The organism is Microvirga sp. 17 mud 1-3 (assembly GCF_003151255.1).
Classification (GTDB): domain Bacteria; phylum Pseudomonadota; class Alphaproteobacteria; order Rhizobiales; family Beijerinckiaceae; genus Microvirga.
In genome coordinates this window covers 878,070-897,448 of record NZ_CP029481.1, presented here as the reverse complement: position 1 = coordinate 897,448, position 19,379 = coordinate 878,070, and the positions used below count along the sequence as shown (strand labels likewise).

Below are 19,379 nucleotides of genomic sequence, written 5' to 3'. Positions count from 1 at the left end.
GGGAAGCGCCGCGCGGCTCTCTCCCCCCTTGTGGGGGAGAGTTGGAGAGGGGGGTGTTGGCGCTTCGTTCTGAAAGTTCAGCGCTCACTCCCCCACCCTAACCCTCCCCACAAGGGGGAGGGAAAGCCGTCGCGCCTGAAGCTACGGTGCGCGTCCTTTTCCTCCTGAAGAGGTGAAGGGAAGCGCCACCCGCCCCCTCACTTCTCCTGAGCGAGGTACTTCTTGGCGAGGATTTTGCCCTCTTCCACGGCGGGCTGATCGAACGGGTCGACGCCGAGCGCGTAGCCGGTGAGGATCGTTTCCAGCATGCCGTGCATGAGCAGCTCGCCCATGGCGCGCTCGTCGAGCGTCTCGATATGGATCCGGCGGGTCGGGCGGCGGTTGCGGGCGAGCGTGTCGGCCGTGGCGCGGCCCTGCGCGGCCACGAGATCGCCGATGTGCTTGGCGCCGAACTCCGCGACGCCTGCGCGCTGCGCGAGCTTTTCATCCATCACAGGCCCCTGCCCTTCGGTGTTCGTGGTGATCACCGTGAAGAGCTTGTCGTTCGGGCCCGCGAGATAGAGCTGGAGTTGGCTGTGCTGGTCAACCGGGCCGATGGCCGCCACGGGCTGGGAGCCCTTGCCGTCCTTGCCGATGCTCTCGGCCCAGAGCTGCACCCACCAGCGCGTGTAGCGCTCCAGCCGGTCCGCATAGGCCATGGTAACGGCGATGTTCCGGCCTTCGAGCGACATGGCGATGTTGAGCGCGGCGCCGACGGCCGCCGGCGCCTCCTGGGCGGGCCGGCCGGCCCGGAAGGGCTCGTAGGCCTCCGCGGCGCCCTGGCGGATCGCCGCGATGTCGAGCCCCAGTACGGCGGCCGGCAGGAGGCCCACATTGGTCAGCACCGAATAGCGCCCGCCGATGCCCGTGTGATGCTCGAGAAAGCGCACGCCCTCGGGCTCGAGGAGGTCACGCAGGGCGTTCTTGCCCCCGTTCTTGCGCGGCTCCGACAGGCCGAGGAACGCCTCGGCCGGACGCGCCTTCAGGCCCGCCTTGTCGAGCGCCGAGAGGACAGCCATCGTCTGCATCAGGGTCTCGCCGGTGCCGCCGGATTTCGAGATCGCCACGAAGCGGGTCGAGGAAAGCGGCAGCTTGTGGAGAATGCGGTCGAACGTGATGGGATCGAGATTGTCGAGGAAATGCACCCGCGGCCCGTCTGCGAAGCGGCCTGCGCCGGGCACCGCATAATCCTTGAGCTGCGCCAGGGTCTGGCCGCCGAGGCTCGACCCGCCGGTGCCGAGGAACACCACGTCGGTGGCATCCCGGCGCAGCCAGGACGCGGCTTCACGGATGCTGTCGAGGTCGTCGGTGGTGCGTGGCATGTGCAGGAGCGGCAGCCGTCCGGTCGCGTCGTCCTCGGCCAGGCGCTTCATGGCCCGCCCGACCACCGCCAGTGCAGCCTCCAGCGCCGTCCCGGGCAGGCCGCCGTCGCCGATCTGGGACGCAAGGGCAAGGTCGATCGATTGCTGCAGGGCCATCCGGATGCTCCAACTCGTCATAGGGGAGCGGAACACTAGGGCAGCAGGACGGCTACGGCTAGGGCGCCCCGCTGTCATTCCGGGGCGAGCGCAGCGAGAGCCCGGAACCCATAATCCCTAAACTTCCCGAATAGAACGCAGCGGATATCGCAGATCTTTATTGTGAATCGTTGTGTTTATGGGTTCCGGGCCCGGCCCGAAGGGCCGTCCCGGAATGACGAGAACAACCGGTCACAAAACGGCGCTTGCCGTTACAACCCCGTCGGCCGGCCGGCGATGACCGTGAGCATGCGGCCGTCGCCGAAGATGCGCTCCGCGGCGCCGGCGATGTCCTCGGGAGACACGGCGGCTACGAGGTCGTTGCGGCGGGCGATGTAGTCGATGCCGAGATCCTCGAAGGCGATCTGCACCAGCGTGTGGGCGATTTTCGTCGAGGTGTCGAAGCCCAGCGCATAGGAGCCGATCAGGTAGTCCTTCGCCTTCTGAAGCTCCTCGGCCGAGGGCCCCTCCTCCTTGAGGCGCATCATCTCGCCGGCGATCACGTCGAGCGCCTCGGCTACCCGCTCGTTCTTGGTGGCCGTGTAGCCCCAGGTCATGGCGGCGGCCCGGTAGCTCACGAGGGAGGTCCCGACGCTATAGGCGAGGCCGCGCTTCTCGCGCACCTCCTGGAACAGGCGCGACGTGAAGGCGCCGCCGCCGAGGATGTGGTTGAGCACATAGGCCGGAATGAAGCCGGGATCCCGCCAAGCGATGCCGGGCGTGCCGAAACGGATGACCGATTGCGGAACGTCGAGATCGACCACATGGCGTGTGCCGAGATTCTGGAGCACCAGAGGTTCGACGAGCTTCAGCGGCTTGGCCTCGGGCAGATCGCCGAACGCCTTGTCGAGGAGGACCGAGAGACGTTCCGCATCGATGGCGCCGACCACCGCGACCTTCACGCGGCCGCGCGCGATGAGGGCATGGTGCATGGACACGAGATCGTCCCGCGTGATCGCCCCGACGCTCTCCACGGTGCCAGAGGTCGGCCGCGCATAGGCATGGCCCGCGAAGCCCTCCTCGAAGAAGCGCCGTGTCGCCATGACGCCGGGATCGTTCTGCTGGTAACGCAGGCCCGCGATGGTCTGGGCACGGACGCGCTCGATGGAATCCTGGTCGAAGCGCGGCTCCAGGAGCGCCAGGCGCAGAAGCTCGAAGGCCTCGTCCGCGTGCTTGACCAGGGTCTTGAGCGACCCGCCCACGGCATCGTTGCCCGCATTGAACGATAATTCGATGGCCCGCGCGGCCAGGCGCTCCTGGAAGGCGTCGGAATCGTAAGGTCCGGCGCCCTCGTCGAGCAGGCGCGCCAGCATCTGGGCGACGCCCGGCTTGTCCTCCGGGTCGTGGGCGGAGCCGCCCTCGAACGTGAAGGCGACCGCGATCAGCGGCACCACGTCGGATTCCACGTGCCAGGCCTCGACGCCGCCGGGAGACGTGAGCGTCTTCACCATGGTGGGGGAAACGGCGGGGCGGGTATCGGCGGAAGCGGTCATGATCATTTCGTCTCGGAAACCTCGTGGTGCGGGGGAGCGGCCTCAGGAGGCCGGCTTCTGCAGGTAGCCCGTCACGGACCGGCGTGGGATGAGGTAGCGCTCGGAGGCGGAGGCCAGGTCGTCCTTGAGCACGGCCTCGATTTCAAGCGGCCAGCGACGCACGTCCTCCAGGGTCTCGCCGATGGCGAGCGCGGAGCCGTAGATGCGGGCGAGCGATGACTGGCTGTCGGTGGAATAGATGGTCTCCGCCACCAGGCGCGTCTTGGCCCGCTCGATGGCTTCGGAATCGAGCGCCTCGGCGGAAATCGCCCGCAGGGCCTCGTCCACGGCCTCTTCGAGAGCCGGGAGGGACACGCCCTCTGCCGGCACCGCATAAATGCAGAACCGGGTCTCCTCCATGGCGGAGGACATGTACCAGGCGCCCGCATTCACGGCGATGCCGCGCTCCAGGACGAGCTTGCGGTAGAGATAGGAGGTCGGGCCGCCGCCGATCACCTCGGCGAGGAGCTCGAGGGCGTAGCAGTCCCGGTCCTTGGCCGTGCGGCAGGAGGGGACGAGGTAGAGGCGCTGGAGCGTCGGCTGCTCGACCTTGGGATCGGCCACCGTGATGTGGCGCGCCGCGACCGGCTCGGGATCGCGCGGGCGGAAGCGCACGGGCCGCTTGCCGCAGGGCGCGACACGTCCGTAGGTCTCCTCGCTCAGGCGGCGCACCTCGTCGGCCGTCACGTCGCCGGCCACGACCAGGATGGCGTTCTCGGGCGTGTAGAAGCGGCGGTAGTAATCGAGGGCATGGTCCCGGTTGAGGGTCTCGATCTCGTGCATCCAGCCGATGATCGGGATCCCGTAGGGATGATGCACGAAGAGGGCCGCCGCCATGGCCTCCGAGAGCTGGGAGGCCGGATCCGTCTCGACGCGCATGCGCCGCTCCTCCAGCACCACGTCCCGCTCCGGCCCGATAACGTCCTCCTCCAGGAGGAGGTTAGTCATGCGGTCGGCCTCGAAGGCCATCATGGTCTTGAGGTGCTCGCGCGCGACGCGCTGAAAATAAGCCGTGTAGTCGAAGGACGTGAAGGCGTTCTCCTGGCCGCCGAGGCCGGAGACCACCTTCGAGAACTCGCCCGCCGGATGCTTCTCGGTGCCCTTGAACATCAGGTGCTCGAGGAAGTGGGCGATACCGGACTGGCCGAGCGGATCGTCGGCCGAACCGTTGCGGTACCAGACCATATGGGTGACGACCGGCACCCGGTGGTCGGGGATGACCACCACGTCGAGGCCGTTGTCGAGCGTGAAAGAGGAAACGTCCGGCCCACCGCCTTCGGTCCGTCCCTCCGAGGGGGTTACGGTACGAGACAGGGGCTTCAGGGCTGTGTCCATGACATTTCCAATCTTAGCGGAATCAATACGGCTCTTGGGTCCGAATTCAGGGGAATACTGCAATTGAGAGGCCAGGCAAGCGAAGCAGCACACCTTTTACGGGAAATGCGGGCCAAAGGCCGGCTACGCTTGCCCCAAAACGACTTCAGGCGAACCGGGGGAAAACCGTTCGCCTGAATGAGTGCCTATGAGGGTGGCCTTAGCGCTGCTGCTGCTGCCGAATGAAGGCCAGCGGGCTATCCGGGTCGCCCATCGGGACCGGATCGGCCGAGGCCTTGAGCGGCGCGCCTCCGGCGGCCTTCAGGAGGCCGGAGGGTGGATCGCTGAGATAGCGGCGCTCCAGGCCGTCTCCCGCGAGCTTGACGTCATCGCCCTTGGTGTCGAAGGCCCTGAGCTCGTCCGGGCTCATGACGCTCTTGTCCAGCTGGCGGCCAACCGGGGCCGGCATGGCATTGCCGGAGACGTAGTTGCTCGGGTCGCGGCCGGCCCGCATCTCTTCGACAGAGAGGCGCTTGCCTTCGCTGTTCTTGTAGAGCTCCGAGCTCGTATAGGGCGTGCGGGCCTCGGCGGCCGCCTTGCGGGCGGCGATCACGTCGGGGTCCTTGGGCCAATTGGCGTTGCGGGCCTCGGCCCCACCACCCGGCGCCGGGGGACGCAGGTCCATCTTCGGCGGCAGGACGAGCGGAGGACGCTCGTTATAGATGATGGGAGCCTTCTCCTTGGGGATGATGCCGATGCTGCCGAGCAGGCTCTTCACGGCTTCACCCTCCTCGGCCGAGGCGCCCGAGGCGGCGACGAAGAGCGCGAGAGCGCCTGCGCAACCGATGACCTTCAATCCCTTCATGGTACCCACCACCTGGTTGTTCCATTCTTGCCGGAACGCCTGATTGCTCATTCTGGCGAACATAAGGCAGCCGGGCATTCTCCCGCGCCCGGTCAAGCCTTGCGGCGTCTTTCCAGCAGGAAGGAGTCATAAAGCAAACCGGCCACCCCCGCAACGATGGCCGCATCGGCCACGTTGAACACGTACCAGGACCAGCCTCCGACCTGGAATTGGATGAAATCGAACACGGCCCCGTAGGCGAGCCGGTCGATCACGTTGCCGACGGCGCCGCCGACGATCAGCCCCAGGGAGGCGGCCAGGAGCTTGGCCGAAGTCCGGCGGATCCAGACCGACAGGCCGATGGCGGCCGCGATCGACACGACGATCAAGATCCAGCGCCCAAGGGTGCTGTGCTGCTGGAAGAGGCCATAGGAGATCCCCCGGTTCCAGACCACGATCAGGCTCAGGAACGGGTTGACGACCACCGGCTCGCGGATGGGCAGGTCGTAGACGAACAGGAAATAGAGCTTGCTCGCCTGATCGAGGACCAGGGTCAGGAAGGCCAGCGAGAAGCCGATCATGGCCGCGAGCGACAGACCGCCGGAGGCCTTTCGCCGTCCCTTGCCTTTCCCTGTTCCTTTGCCCGCTCCCTTGCCGGCGCCTCCCTTTGCCGGGGAGGCGCGGCGGGGGGATGCGGGACGCGCGGGGGCGGGGCTGCTCGGTGCAGCGTCGCTCAGCCCGTCATCGCCGGGCCCCAGGGGCATATCGGGTTCGCTGCTCCTGCTCATTCGGCGGCCGTCCTGAGACGGTCCCACTCACGCAGGGCCTCGGCGTCGCGGGGCGTGACGTCCGGATAATCCGGGTCGGACCCGACTTCGGGCGAGACCTTCCAGGACCGGGCGCATTTGCGTCCCTCGGCCAGGGCGGGCACCACCGCCACGCCCTTGATCTCGTCGAGCCGGAAGGCCTCCGCTGGACCCTCGCCCCGCTCCACCCGGATGCCGGACGTGATGGCGATCTCCGCGAGGTCGAGGCCCTGCACGGCCTCGAGGAGCGCCTCGTCGGCGATGAAGACGGTCGGGGCCGCCTCCAGGCTCGCGCCGATGCGCTTCTGCGCCCGCTCGATTTCAAGGGCGCCCGTGACGACGCGGCGCACGCGCCGGACCTTGGCCCAGCGCTCGGCGAGCGCCTCGTTGCGCCATTCCGCCGGAATGGCCGGGAAGGTCTCCAGATGCACGGATTCCGCCTGCGGGTAGCGCGCGAGCCACGCCTCCTCGGCCGTGAAGGCCAGGATCGGCGCGATCCAGGTGGCGACCGCCCGGAAGGTCTGGTCGATCACCGTGAGCGCGCTCTTGCGCACATGGCTCGACAGCGGGTCGCAATAGAGCGCGTCCTTGCGGATGTCGAAATAGAAGGCCGACAGATCCGTGGTCATGAAGGAGTTGAGGAGCGCGACCACCCGCTTGTAGTCGAAGGCACGGTAGGCCTCGCGCATCTCGCCGTCGAGCTCGGCAAGGCGGTGGAGCACGAAGCGCTCCAGCTCCGGCATGGAGGCCGGCTCGACCCGGTCGGCCTCGTGGAAATGCGCAAGCGAGCCCAGCATCCAGCGGATCGTGTTGCGCAGCTTCCGGTAGGTCTCGACGAAGGTCTTCAGGATCTCCGGGCCAATGCGAAGGTCGTCGGAATAATCCGATGCCGCCACCCACAGGCGGAGGATGTCGGCGCCGGAATCCTGCATCACCTTCTGCGGCGAGACCACGTTGCCGACGGATTTCGACATCTTCTGCCCCTTTTCGTCGAGGACGAAGCCGTGGGTCAGCACGATGTCGTAGGGCGCGCGGCCGCGGGTGCCGCAGCTCTCGAGCAGCGAGGAGTGGAACCAGCCGCGGTGCTGGTCGGTCCCTTCCAGATACATGACCTGATCGGGCCCGCCATCGACCTTGCGGCGCACCTTCAGATCGTCACGCTTCTCCAGCGCGAAGGCGTGGGTGGAGCCGGAATCGAACCACACGTCGAGAATGTCGCCGATCTTGTCGAAATCCGCGATGTCGTAGCCGCCCGCCTTCAGGTAGCGCGCGCCGTCATCCTTGTACCAGGCATCCGCGCCCTCTTGCTCGAAGGCGTCCGCAATGGCGGCATTCACCGTCTCGTCCTTGAGGATCTCGTTGGTGCCCTTCCGCACGAAGACGGCGATCGGCACGCCCCAGGCGCGCTGGCGCGACACCACCCAGTCGGGGCGGTTCTCGATCATGCCGGTGATGCGGTTCTCGCCCGCCTCCGGCACCCATTCGACGGTCCGGATCGCATGGAGCGCCCGCTGCCGCAGGGTGTCGCCCTCGCGGTCGAGGGGCTTGTCCATGGCGATGAACCATTGCGGCGTGTTGCGGAAGATCAGCGGACCCTTGGAGCGCCAGGAATGGGGATATTGGTGCTTGAGGCGCCCACGTGCGATCAGGGCGCCAACCTCGACCAGCTTCCGGATCACCGCCTCGTTGGCGCCCGCATCCTTGCCCTTGTCGTCGTAGATCCGCTCGCCCGCGAAGAACGGCACGTCCGGGAAGTAGGACGAGTCCGGCGCCACCGTGTGCGGCACTTCCTTGATGCCGCAGGCCGCGAACACGTCCCGGTGCTTCACGTAAGTGTTGTAGTCGTCCGCGCCGTGGCCGGGGGCCGTGTGCACGAAGCCCGTACCGGCATCGTCCGTGACGTAGTCGGCCGGCAGCACGGGCACGTCGAAGTCCCAGTAGCCGTTCGCGCCTTCGAGCCCGCGGAACGGATGCGCGCAGCGCTCGATCATGACCGGCAGCACGTCCTTCACGCGCTCGTAGCCCGTCACGCGGGCGGCCGCGAACACGTCGGCGGCCAGCTTGTCCGCCATCACGAGGCGGTCGCCCACCTTGGCCCAGTTGTCGTCGGCGGCTTCCGTGACCCGGTAGAGGCCATAGGCGATCTCGGACCCGAACGCGATGGCGCGGTTCGCCGGGATCGTCCAGGGAGTCGTCGTCCAGATCACCACCGAGGCGCCGTCGAGGTCGCCATCGAGGGTCCGGACGATGGGGAACCTCACCCAGATCGTGGTCGAGGTCTTCTCGTGGTACTCGACCTCCGCCTCGGCCAGCGCGGTCCGCTCCACGGAGGACCACATGACGGGCTTGGAGCCGCGGTAGAGCTGACCCGAGACCGCGAACTTCATGATCTCGCGGGCGATCTGGGCCTCCGCGTCATACGACATGGTCAGGTAGGGATGGGACCAGTCGCCCTCGACGCCGAGGCGCTTGAACTCCTCGCGCTGGATGTCGATCCACTTCTCGGCGAAGGCCCGGCACTCGCGGCGGAACTCGACGATCGGCACCTCGTCCTTGTTCTTGCCCTTGGCCCGATATTCCTCCTCGATCTTCCACTCGATGGGCAGGCCGTGGCAGTCCCAGCCGGGGACATAGTTGGAATCGTAGCCGAGCATCCCCTGGGAGCGGACGACCAGGTCCTTCAGGATCTTGTTGAGGGCGTGGCCGATATGGATGTTGCCGTTGGCGTAGGGAGGCCCGTCATGGAGCACGAAGCGGTCACGGCCCTTCTGGACCTCGCGCAGCCGCCGATAAAGGTCGATCTCGTTCCAGCGCCGGAGGATCTCCGGCTCGCGCTGCGGCAGCCCGGCCCGCATGGGAAAATCCGTCTGGGGCAGGAACAGGGTCTCGGAATAATCGCGCGCAGGCGTGGCGGTCTTGTCGGTCGTCTTGTCTGACATGGCGGTCGATAATCTCGTCTGTCCGCTGGCATGCGGACGATCAGGCATTCGAAATCGGGTCGTATCGGGGCGAAAAGGCTTGAATCCCGGACCCTCGCGCTCAAACGAGGGCCGGGCCGATAATTCGCGGAGCGCGGGCGACGATCCCGCCTGAAGCCTGGAAAAGCACGGACATGGCGAGCCTTTTAGCAGCGCGCAGGCCGAGAATAAAGCGTGACCGCGGCCGGGAACGCTTCTTATTGGCGGGCAGGTCCACCATATTGGCTGTCGCTTCCATTTTTTCGAGAAGGACCGCGCCATGGACCACCCGACCCCTGCCGCCACGGAGCGGCGCTCGCAGGCAGGCTTCGACCTCACGCCCCCTACCCCGGCGCAGCGCGAGCGCCTCGTGGCCGACCTGACCGACGAGGAGCGCCACGTCATCCTGGAGCACGGAACGGAGCGCCCGTTCTGCGGCGTGTTCAACGAAGCCAAGGCCAGGGGCACCTATACGTGCCGCCAGTGCGGCCTGCCGCTCTTCCGCTCCGGCACCAAGTTCGAATCCGGCACGGGCTGGCCGAGCTTCTTCGATCCCATCGACCGCTCCCACGTGGCCTTCGTGCGCGATACGAGCTACGGCATGGTCCGCACCGAGATCCGCTGCACCCGCTGCGACGGCCATCTCGGCCACGTGTTCAACGACGGCCCTCCCCCCACGGGCGAGCGCTATTGCATGAACTCGGTCTCCCTGAGCTTCGTCCCCGAGGGCGAGCCCCTGCCGGACCTGCTGGACCGGGGCGCACCCGAGGGCGAGGCCCAGACCTGACCGCCCGGACAGGCCCATGCGCCCCGACCGCCTGAACCCGGACGCCCCGGAGACGGAGCCGACCGGCTTCTACGGCCGGCTGCCGGTCTTCGACCGGTTCTCGCGGCTCACAGACCCGGCGATCTATGCGCCACTGCCTGAGGATTGGGTGCTGGGGCTCGCGGACATCGTGCGCTCGACGGCCGCCATTGCGGCGGGGCACTACAAGGAGGTGAACACGGCAGCCGCAGCCGTGATCGCCGCCGTCGCCAATGCCCTGCCAAAGGACGAGGACTTTCCCTTCGTATTCGGGGGCGACGGGGCGAATTTCGCCCTGCCGCCGGACCGGGCCGAGATCGCCCGCACGGCCCTGTCGGGCGTGGCCGCCTGGGTGCGGGACGCCTTCGGCCTCGATCTGCGGGTCGCCCTCGTGCCCGTCGGGGCCGTGCGGGAAGCCGGGCACGATGTGCGCGTCGCCCGTTTCGCCGCCTCGCCGGACGTGGCCTATGCGATGTTCGACGGCGGCGGCATGGCCTATGCGGAGCGCCGGATGAAGGAGGGCGCCTTCGCGCTGCCGCCGGCTGAGCCCGGCACCCGCCCCGACCTGACGGGGCTTGCGTGCCGCTTCGACCAGATCCCCGCCGAGCGCGGGGTTATCCTGTCCCTGATCGTGGTCCCAGGCGAGGCGGCGGATGCGGCGGCCTTCGCGGGCCTCGTCGACCGCATCCTGGCCCTCGCGGAGGACCGGGCCGAGGCCCGCCGGCCGGTGCCCGAGATGGGGCCGGACATGTCTTCGCCCTTCCTGGGCTTCGATCTGGAGGTCAAGGCCAAGGGCGGTCGGAGATGGAAGGGCCTGCATAAAGCCGTTCTGGGACTGGAGAGGCTCGCGTCCTTCACGATCTACCGTCTCAGGCTGAGGGTCGGGAGCTTCGACACGACGCGCTACCGGCGCCAGCTCGTGGAAAACACGGATTTCCGCAAGTTCGATGACGGCCTGCGCATGACCCTCGACTGCACCCCGACCCTCGCGGACAGGATCGAGGCCCTGCTCACTCGGGCCTCCCGTCAGGGCATCGCCCGCTACGGCCTGCACCGGCAGGATGCCGCCCTGATGACCTGCTTCGTCCCCTCCGTCACCCGCAGCGACCACATCCACTTCGTCGACGGCGCCATGGGTGGCTACGCCATGGCAGCCCAAGCCCTGAAGGGGGTGTGATTCACGTCATTCCGGGGCCGCGGAGCGGAGCCCGGAACCCATAAACACCGACGGTAGAGGATAGGGAGCAACGGCATCCGCTGCGCATTCTCCAGCAATATCAGCGGATATAGGTTCCGGACTTGCCTGACGGCAATCCGGAATGACGAGGGAGGCGCCTCTCCGATCCGGCGTAACTCTTCACTCGATCATCGAGGCGGTGCGATCCGTCGCCAGGATCTGGCGGGCCTCGTCCGAGTCCCGGTCCATCCGGGCGACCAGCGCCTCGACGCTGTCGAACTTTTCCTCGCCGCGGATCCAGCCGACGAGTTCCACGTCCAGGACCTTTCCGTAGAGATCGCCGTCGAAGCCGAACAGGTGCGTTTCGAGAAGCGGCGCGCCGTTGTCGAAGGTGGGGCGACGCCCGAAGCTCGCGACGCCGTCCACCGGGCGGCCGTCGACCGCGGCCCTGACGGCATAGATCCCGTAGCGGAGGCGGCAATCCTCCGGCAGGCGCATATTGGCCGTGGGATAGTTGAGGAGCCGGCCGCGCTTGTCCCCGTGGCGCACCTCGCCCTGCACGAACCAGCGATAACCGAGGAGCTCGTTGGCCCGCGCCACGTCGCCTGCCTCCAAGGCAGCCCGGATGGCGCTGGAGGAGACCGGCTCGGCTCCGTCACGGACCGCCTCGACGATGCGGCAGCTGAGGCCGCGGGCAGCACAGAGCTCCTTCATCAGCGCGGGCGTCCCCTCACGTCCGCGGCCGAAATGGAAATCGTGCCCGATCACCACCCCGGAGAGTTTCAGGTCCTGGGCGAGAAGATCCACGAATTCCCCGGCGCTCAAGGATGCGAGCCGCGCATCGAACCGCCGCACGAAGGCGCCGTCCAGGCCGATGCGGCGGAGGATGGCGAGCTTCACCGGTTCCGGCGTGATGCGGAACAGCGGTTCGGAGGGCCGGAAGAAGGTGCGCGGGTGCGGCTCGAAGGTCACCACCGCGGCGGGGCGACCGGCCTCCAGGGCCATGCGGATCAGGGATTGGTGGCCCCTGTGGACCCCGTCGAAATTGCCGATGGCCGCCACGGCGCCTTCAAGGCCTCCCGGCACGGCCTCACCGTCGCGGCACACCATGAAGGGACGGGATGGGGAAGGGTCGGAACGCATGGGACCTGGGGCGGGCTGAAACGGCCGCGACCCTGTCGAAAAGCGTCGCGAGGGTCAAGAGAGCATGGACGGGCTCACCGTCATTCCGGGGCTGCGCAGCAGAGCCCGGAACCCATAATTACCAGCGTCTCAGAACAAAGCTAACGATAACCGCTGTGCCTAATCCTACACTGTCAGCAGTTATGGGTTCCGGGCTCGCACCTAAAGGTGCGCCCCGGAATGACGGGATAATGCCTCTCCCTCTCCCAAAGCCAGAGGCAAAAGAACCGGCTCAAGCCGCCCAGGACAGGGCGTCCGTGATGGCCTGGGGCCTCACGGGCTGGAGGTCGACCCAGTCCTGCACGTGCTGGGACACGAGGGGACCGCGATGGGCGCCGAGTTCCTCCGCGTGGATTCCGCGGGCCACCAGGAGGGAATCGATGCCGTAGCCGGCCGCGCCCGCGATGTCGGTGCGGATAGCGTCGCCGATGGCGAGCACCCGGTCCTTGCCGATGGGCGCGCCCTTGAGCCTGGCGCCGACTGCAATCGCCCGGTCGTAAATGGGCCCGTGGGGCTTGCCCGCATAGAACACCGGCCCGCCCATCTCCTCGTAGGCGAGCGCGATGGTTCCGGCGCAGGGCACAATCGTGTTGCCGCGCTCCACGATGAGATCGGGATTGGCGCAGACCATCAGAAGCTCCCGCGCCCGCATGGCCTCGAGCCGCTCCCGATAATTCTCGATCGTCTCCCGCTCGTCGTCCTCGAAGCCCGAGACGACCACGTAATCGGCCTCCTCGACGGAGCCGAAACGCACATTAAGCCCTTGATAGATCGGCATGTCCCGGGGCGGGCCGATATGGTAGACGACCTTGTCGATCCGCTCCTCGATGGCGAGCCGCGTCAGGTCGCCGGACGTGACGATGGAATCATAGGCCCGGCGCGGAACCCCGAACCCGTCGAGCTGCGTGACCACCGCGGAGCCCGGACGGGGCGCATTGGAGACGAGCACCACCCGGCCGCCCCCTTCCCGGAAGCGGACGAGGGCCTCACTGGCCGGCGCGAAAGCCTTGACGCCGTTGTGGAGCACCCCCCACACATCGCAGAGGATCAGGTCGTAGCGGCCTGCCATGGGCTGAAGCCCATCGATCAGGGCGGGGCGGAGCGAAACGGTCATCGGATCTCACAGCTTGAGGGCCGGTGCGGCACGCGGGATCCGAACCGTCCCCGGACTTGGGTCGGATGCGATTTCGGCCCGGCCGCATCGCACAGTTCCGCCGGGCGGTAGGCCCTCGGCGGCGTGAAGTCAACCGGCGCGACGTAAGGGCATCGGCGCGACATCCGCCTGCCGGGATGGGCTGCCGAGGATTTCGGCCCGCACCGCCCGGGGCGCCGCGAAGATGAAGCCCTGCGCAAGCGGCACGCCCAGCGCGACCAGGGCCGGAACTGTCTCGTCCCGCTCCACCCGCTCGGCCACCAGCCTGATTCCCGAGCGGCGCAGATGCGCGATCAGGTCGCGGATATCCGCATCGCCGTCCGGGCCCTGGGCCGCCGCGAGGATCGTCTCGGCCGGCAGCTTGACGAACCGGATCCCGTGCTCCGCCAGGGACCGCACATCGAGATGCAGGTCCCGTAGCGGAAGCCCCCCGGTTCCGTCGACCGAGAGAGGAACGCCATGCCCACACAGGGCCAGCACCACGTCCCGGCTCGGCCCATCGAGGGCCTGCCAGCAGGTTCGGGACCATTCGAGTGCGATCTTGCCGGTCACTTCCGGGGCGGATTCGAGGAGCCGCAAAACCGAGAGCAGGAAGCCGGGCTCGCTCAAGGAGCGGGGCGAGAGATTGACCGTGATGAGAGCCTCGCTCCCTCGCGCCACCAGATGGCGGGCCACGGTCACGGCGCGCCGGAGCATGGCACGGTCGAAGGCCGGGGCCCGGCCCATCCGCTCCAGGAGCGGCAGAAACTCGCCCGGGCCGATCAGGGTGCCGTCCGCAAGCCGAAGCCGGGCGAGCGCCTCATAGGCGCGAACCCGGCGCTCCGGCAGGGCGAGCACGGGCTGAAGATGCAGCTCGATATCCTCCGCCTCGAAAGCCCGGAGAATGGGACCGGCCGGCTGGTCCCGGCCCGCTCCCTTCTGCCCCGGCAGAGGCAGAAGCGAGGGCTCCGGCCCGGCGACATCTTCGGCGGGCAGGGTCTGAACCGGCATGGCCCGGGCGCGCAGCTCCGGCCCGACCCTGAGGGCCGGCGCCTGTGCGGTCTCCGAGTTGGCGGGGCGCAGGGTGCTCTTGAGATCGGCGACGTCCTGGTTCTGGGCGGCCACGTTGCGCGCAAGCTCGCGCACCACGCCGCCGAGGAGCCCGACCGTCCCGGTGACCTCCGCCACCGTGGAACGCAGGATAGGAGCGGACGCCCCACTCGGGTCCTGCGCCGCCTTCTGGGTCTGCCGTTCGAGCCGGGTGACGCGGATCGCCAGTCCGCCCAGATCGGACGCGATCCGGCGCAGCTCCTGCGACGTTCCGTCCATCCGCAGGCCGATGGCGCCCGTGACCACAAGAGCCGCGATATTGAGGATGGCGACGAGCGGCAGAAGGCTTTCGGCCGCAATAGCTGCCGCAACGGCAATTGCGGCCGTTGCGACGCCGGCGCCGAGGGCGAACCATTTCGCTCCCCGGCCCTTAAACATGGAATATGGCCTTTTGGCCGTTATGACCATGGGTGCCCCCGCTCCCGTGGTAAAAGGCGAATCACTATTGCAACGATGTTGTCCGACCAAGTCCAGAACCGCAAGCGTTACCGTTCCGAAACGATGGGATTTCCCGTGGCGGTTCCGGCGCTTGCCTCGCGGGCGCCGGACCGAGGAATGCCATCATGGACGAACCCCGCAAGGATCTCCTCATGCAGGTCGAGGGCATGACCTGCCAGGGCTGCGTGAATGCCGTCACCAAGGCCATCCAGAGCCTCGACCCCGGGGCGCAGGTGGAGGTCGACCTCGCGCATGGGCGCGTGCACGTCCATACGAAGGCCCAGAGCCTGGAGGTCGCCCAGGCCCTCAACGCCGCCGGCTACGAGGCCGAGGCCATGACGGGCTGATCCAGACGGGCTGGCTTAGGAGCCGGACAGCGGGCGCCCTCGAAGAACCGGCTCCCCTTTTCCGCCCGATGCGCTAGGCTCCGGCGAATCCATCGTTCCGGGGAAAGCCATGAACGCCCAACCTTCCAGAGCCGCCAACGACCTGTCCGCGCCCAACGACCTCGAAGCCTGGTGGCTTCCGTTCACGGCGAACCGCTCCTTCAAGCAGCGCCCGCGCATGATCGCCCGGGCGAAGGGCATGTACTACTACACTCCGGACGGCCGCGAGGTGATCGACGGCGCCGCCGGGCTGTGGTGCTGCAATGCGGGCCACAACCGGGACGAGATCACGGCTGCGATCCAGACCCAGGCGGCCGAGCTCGACTATTCCCCGGCCTTCCAGTTCGGCCATACGGCCGGCTTCGCGCTCGCGTCCCGCCTCGCCCAGCTGGCGCCGGGCGACCTCGACCACGTGTTCTTCTGCAATTCGGGCTCCGAGGCCGTCGACACGGCGCTCAAGATCGCCCTCGCCTATTGGAACGTCTCCGGCCAAGGCAGCCGCACCCGGCTCATCGGCCGCGAGCGCGGCTATCACGGCGTCGGCTTCGGCGGCATCTCGGTGGGCGGCATCGTGAAGAACCGCCAGTTCTTCGGCTCGCTCCTGGCCGGCGTCGACCACCTGCCTCACACCTACAACCGGGCCGAACAGGCCTTCTCGCGCGGCGAGCCCGAATGGGGCGCGCATCTGGCGGACGACCTGGAGCGCATCGTGGCCCTGCACGACGCCTCCACCATCGCGGCCGTCATCGTCGAGCCGATGGCCGGCTCCACGGGCGTGCTGGCGGCGCCGAAAGGCTATCTCCAGCGCCTGCGCCAGATCTGCGACAAGTACGGCATCCTGCTGATCTTCGATGAAGTCATCACGGGCTTCGGCCGCCTCGGCACCGCCTTCGCGGCGGAGCGCTACGGGGTCGTGCCGGACATGATCACCTTCGCCAAGGGCGTCAATTCCGGCGCCGTGCCCATGGGCGGCGTGCTGGTGCGCAAAGGCATCTACGACACCTTCATGAAGGGTCCGGACCACGCTATCGAGCTCTTCCACGGCTACACCTATTCGGGCCATCCGCTCGCCTGCGCGGCGGGCCTCGCGGCCCAGGACATCTACCGGGACGAGAAGCTCTTCGAGCGCGCCAAGACGCTGGAGCCCATCTGGGCGGACGCGATCCAGGGCCTGAAGGGCCTGCCGAACGTGCTCGACATCCGCACTATCGGCCTCGTGGGCGCCATCGACCTCGCATCGCGCCCCGACGCGGTCGGCGCCCGCGCCTTCGAGGCCATGGACCGCGGCTTCCAGGAAGAGGGCCTGATGATCCGCATCACGGGCGACACCATCGCGCTCTCGCCCCCGCTCATCATCACCGAGAACCAGATCGGCGAAATCGCCGACAAGGTCGCCCGGGTGATCAAGAAGGTGGCGTGAGACCTACCATTCCGTCATGGCCGGGCCCGTCCCGGCCATGACTGTTTTCGACAGCAAGGCGACGGACAGGCGCAGGCAGCGCCACGCTTCCACCTTGCTCTAAAGGGAGCGGCCGGTTTGGGGCATCGGCGGCGCACCATGCCGCTGCGTGTCGCAAACGTCTCGAACACATCCGCGCAGCCAGCGATGGGCCGGATCGGCATCGAGCCGCGGATGCCAGAGCAACGAGACCGTAACCTCCGGCATGGGGACCGGGAGGGGGAAGCTGTACATCCCGGCGCGCAGGTTGCCGGTATGTCGTTCGGGGACGCTGGCGATCAGATCGGAGACCCGCGCGAGAGCCAGCGCGGTCGAGAAGCCCCCGACGATCGTAACGATCTCCCGTTCGAGCCCGAACGGCACCAGAGCATCATCGATCGGCCCCCTGTCTAGCCCTCGCCGCGAAACAAGAATGTGCCGCCCGGCCGCATAACGGGCGGGGGTGATCTCGTCCTTGCTCAGCGGGTGCCCCTGCCGCACGACACCGACGAACCGGTCCCGGAACAAGCTTTGTGCACGTACCTCCGGACCAGTCGCCTTCCCGACGACTCCCGTTTCGAGATCGACGGTCCCGTCGCGAAGGGATGTACTGTCCTTGTCCGGCTTCGGCATGAAGCGCAGCCGCACTCCGGGAGCGGCCGCAGTGACGCGTGCCAGGAGGCTTGGCCCGAAATTCTCGGCGAAGCCCTCGCCGGTCCGCAGCGTAAACGTCCGGACGAGCTTTTGGAGATCGAGCGCCTCGACAGGGCGTAGAACCGCCTCCACGTCCTGCACGAGAGACCCGACCCGCTCACGGAGTTCGAGCGCCCGGGGCGTGGGGACGAGACCGCGCCCGGCCCTGACCAGCAGCGGATCGCCCATTGTCTCACGCAACCGCGCCAAGGCCCGGCTCATGGCCGAGGGGCTGAGCCGCAGCCGCCGGGCGGCGCGCGCAACGCTGCCTTCCGTAAGTAGCACATCGAGAGTGACGAGCAGGTTGAGATCGGGTCTCGGCATGGATCGACTCTAGCACGGCATTGCCGACATATGGCGCCAGACGCACGAATAAAGTGCAAATGATGCGTGTTCCGCCTTGTCTGACAGGTGCTTACGTTGCCCGATAGCTCCCTTCGGAGCCGCCAGAAAGCGGAGTTGATCATGAAACCGACAGTCGCGGAGAGGGACGGGATAGGGCTCGGCGATGGGCAATCAGCTTCTTCGGCGCCTTGGGCGCTTGCCGGCCTGTCCCTGTCCATGCTGCTTTCCTCGCTCGGCACCAGCATCGCCAATGTCGGCTTGCCGACCCTGGCGCAGGCCTTCGGGGCCTCCTTCCAGCATGTCCAGTGGGTCGTCCTCGCTTATCTCCTTGCCGTCACGGCCTTGATTGTCGGTGTCGGGCGGCTTGGCGACGTTATCGGTCGCCGACGGCTGTTGCTCACGGGAATTGGTCTGTTCACGGCCGCCTCGGCCCTGTGTGGCGTTGCGCCCATGCTCTGGCTGCTGATCGCCGCAAGGGCCATGCAGGGCCTCGGAGCCGCCGTTATGATGGCTCTTGCCATGGCACTGGTCGGCGAGGCGATACCGAAAGCGCGGACCGGTAGCGCCATGGGACTCCTCGGAACGATGTCAGCGATCGGCACCGCACTCGGTCCGTCGCTCGGCGGCGTTCTGATCGCCGCTCTTGGCTGGCCGGCAATCTTCCTGGTGAACGTGCCGCTGGGGCTCCTGGCTTTTCTGCTCGTGCAGCGTGCCCTGCCGGTCGACCGCCAAGGGCCGAAATCCGACCGGGCGGACCTGGACATCCTGGGCACGTTGCTGCTTTCTCTGACGCTTGCGGCCTATGCGCTCGCCATGACGGTTGGGCGCGGCGGCTTCGGCATGCTCAACGTGGCCCTGCTCGCGGCGGCGGCCTTCGGCGCCGGTCTGCTCGCGCTCGCCGAGGCGAAGGCAGTCTCCCCGCTGATCCGACCGACTATGATCCGCGACTCGCGGGTGAACGCGAGCCTTTCCATGAGCGCCCTTGTCTCGGCCGTGATGATGGCAACCCTGATCGTCGGGCCCTTCTATCTTTCCCGTGCCCTCGGGCTCGATGCGGCTGTTGTCGGCCTGGTCCTGTCGGTCGGCCCGATCGTCGCCGCCTCGACCGGTGTGCCGGCTGGCCGCGCTGTCGACCGTTTCGGCACGGATCGCATGACGGTGGCTGGGCTCGCCGGGATGGCGGCCGGCTCCTTCATTCTGTCCCTGATGCCGCTGCGGTTCGGAATCGCCGGCTACATTGCCCCGCTCGTCGTTCTCACGGCCGGATATGCGCTTTTCCAGGCAGCCAACAACACCGCTGTCATGAAGAATGCCCGCCCCGACCAGCGGGGCGTCATGTCCGGCCTGCTCAATCTGTCGCGCAATCTCGGACTCATCACGGGAGCATCCGTTCTGGGCGCGGTATTCACCCTCGGGTCGGCGACGACCGACATCACGTCGGCACGCCCCGAAGCCGTGGCCGCCGGCATGGGGACCACTTTCAGGGTCGCGGCGGGTCTCATCGTCCTCGCGCTCGCCATGGCGGCCGGAAGCCGGATCCTCTCGGCACGCCACTCGCACCCTGAAGATGCGCCGTGACGTAGGTCCTACGGCGCAACGGTTCGTGGCGGCGAGCCCTTCGCCACGCCTCAACCCTTGCCCCTCCGGGTCCGAAGGGTTAGGAC

Annotated in this window: 15 protein-coding genes; 5 read left to right on the top strand and 10 right to left on the bottom strand. The window is 67.7% G+C overall.

The features are described 5' to 3' along the window. Positions 1-197 precede the first annotated feature (197 nt). The 6 genes from C4E04_RS04105 to ileS all read right to left on the bottom strand — a co-directional run bounded on the left by C4E04_RS04105 (position 198) and on the right by ileS (position 8,991). On the bottom strand, positions 198-1,517 hold the full coding sequence (locus C4E04_RS04105) for a glucose-6-phosphate isomerase (protein WP_109595228.1): 1,320 nt from the start codon (positions 1,515-1,517) through the stop codon (positions 198-200). A gap of 251 nt (positions 1,518-1,768) precedes the next feature. Beyond that, positions 1,769-3,049, bottom strand: coding sequence for a pitrilysin family protein (locus tag C4E04_RS04100; RefSeq protein WP_109600749.1), 1,281 nt, complete (start codon positions 3,047-3,049; stop codon positions 1,769-1,771). A 42-nt stretch (positions 3,050-3,091) separates the two neighbouring features. Beyond that, positions 3,092-4,423 (bottom strand): pitrilysin family protein, encoded by a 1,332-nt coding sequence (locus tag C4E04_RS04095; protein ID WP_109595226.1) that lies wholly within the window; start codon positions 4,421-4,423, stop codon positions 3,092-3,094. A gap of 199 nt (positions 4,424-4,622) precedes the next feature. Next, positions 4,623-5,318, bottom strand: coding sequence for a hypothetical protein (locus tag C4E04_RS04090; protein WP_162559269.1), 696 nt, complete (start codon positions 5,316-5,318; stop codon positions 4,623-4,625). Between the two features lie 41 nt (positions 5,319-5,359). Next, a complete protein-coding gene (gene lspA / locus C4E04_RS04085; protein ID WP_109600747.1) occupies positions 5,360-5,827 on the bottom strand; it encodes a signal peptidase II in 468 nt (155 codons plus the stop codon). Positions 5,828-6,030: 203 nt separating this feature from the next. Next, on the bottom strand, positions 6,031-8,991 hold the full coding sequence (ileS, locus tag C4E04_RS04080; protein WP_109595221.1) for an isoleucine--tRNA ligase: 2,961 nt from the start codon (positions 8,989-8,991) through the stop codon (positions 6,031-6,033). A gap of 298 nt (positions 8,992-9,289) precedes the next feature. Here ileS and msrB point away from each other — a divergent pair, with 298 nt between their 5' ends. Then, positions 9,290-9,796: a peptide-methionine (R)-S-oxide reductase MsrB gene (gene msrB / locus C4E04_RS04075; RefSeq protein ID WP_109595218.1), complete on the top strand. Its 507-nt coding sequence runs from the start codon at positions 9,290-9,292 to the stop codon at positions 9,794-9,796. A gap of 16 nt (positions 9,797-9,812) precedes the next feature. After that, positions 9,813-10,991 (top strand): DUF3095 domain-containing protein, encoded by a 1,179-nt coding sequence (locus C4E04_RS04070; protein ID WP_109595217.1) that lies wholly within the window; start codon positions 9,813-9,815, stop codon positions 10,989-10,991. A gap of 180 nt (positions 10,992-11,171) precedes the next feature. Here the strand turns inward: C4E04_RS04070 and C4E04_RS04065 are convergent, their stop codons facing one another. From C4E04_RS04065 to C4E04_RS04055, 3 genes are all read right to left on the bottom strand, one after another. Continuing rightward, positions 11,172-12,134, bottom strand: a complete 963-nt coding sequence (locus C4E04_RS04065; RefSeq protein ID WP_109595215.1) for a bifunctional riboflavin kinase/FAD synthetase — start codon at positions 12,132-12,134, stop codon at positions 11,172-11,174. Between the two features lie 271 nt (positions 12,135-12,405). Next, positions 12,406-13,287 (bottom strand): TIGR01459 family HAD-type hydrolase, encoded by an 882-nt coding sequence (locus C4E04_RS04060; protein ID WP_109595213.1) that lies wholly within the window; start codon positions 13,285-13,287, stop codon positions 12,406-12,408. Positions 13,288-13,416: 129 nt separating this feature from the next. Next, on the bottom strand, positions 13,417-14,793 hold the full coding sequence (locus tag C4E04_RS04055; RefSeq protein ID WP_162559268.1) for an EAL domain-containing protein: 1,377 nt from the start codon (positions 14,791-14,793) through the stop codon (positions 13,417-13,419). Positions 14,794-14,978: 185 nt separating this feature from the next. On the opposite strand from C4E04_RS04055, the gene C4E04_RS04050 reads away from it, so the two are divergent. Then, complete coding sequence (locus C4E04_RS04050; RefSeq protein ID WP_109595209.1) at positions 14,979-15,200, top strand: heavy-metal-associated domain-containing protein; 222 nt, start codon at positions 14,979-14,981, stop codon at positions 15,198-15,200. Positions 15,201-15,309: 109 nt separating this feature from the next. After that, the gene (locus C4E04_RS04045; RefSeq protein WP_109595207.1) at positions 15,310-16,659 is read left to right on the top strand and encodes an aspartate aminotransferase family protein; all 1,350 of its coding nucleotides are present in this window, start codon (positions 15,310-15,312) and stop codon (positions 16,657-16,659) included. 99 nt (positions 16,660-16,758) lie between these two features. On the opposite strand, the gene C4E04_RS04040 is transcribed toward C4E04_RS04045, so the two are convergent. Further along, positions 16,759-17,694 carry a LysR family transcriptional regulator gene (locus C4E04_RS04040; protein WP_109595205.1) on the bottom strand — a complete coding sequence of 312 codons (936 nt, stop codon included), beginning with the start codon at positions 17,692-17,694 and terminating at the stop codon, positions 16,759-16,761. 141 nt (positions 17,695-17,835) lie between these two features. Here C4E04_RS04040 and C4E04_RS04035 point away from each other — a divergent pair, with 141 nt between their 5' ends. Next, positions 17,836-19,293 carry an MFS transporter gene (locus C4E04_RS04035; protein WP_109600745.1) on the top strand — a complete coding sequence of 486 codons (1,458 nt, stop codon included), beginning with the start codon at positions 17,836-17,838 and terminating at the stop codon, positions 19,291-19,293. The last annotated feature ends 86 nt before the right edge of the window (positions 19,294-19,379 follow it).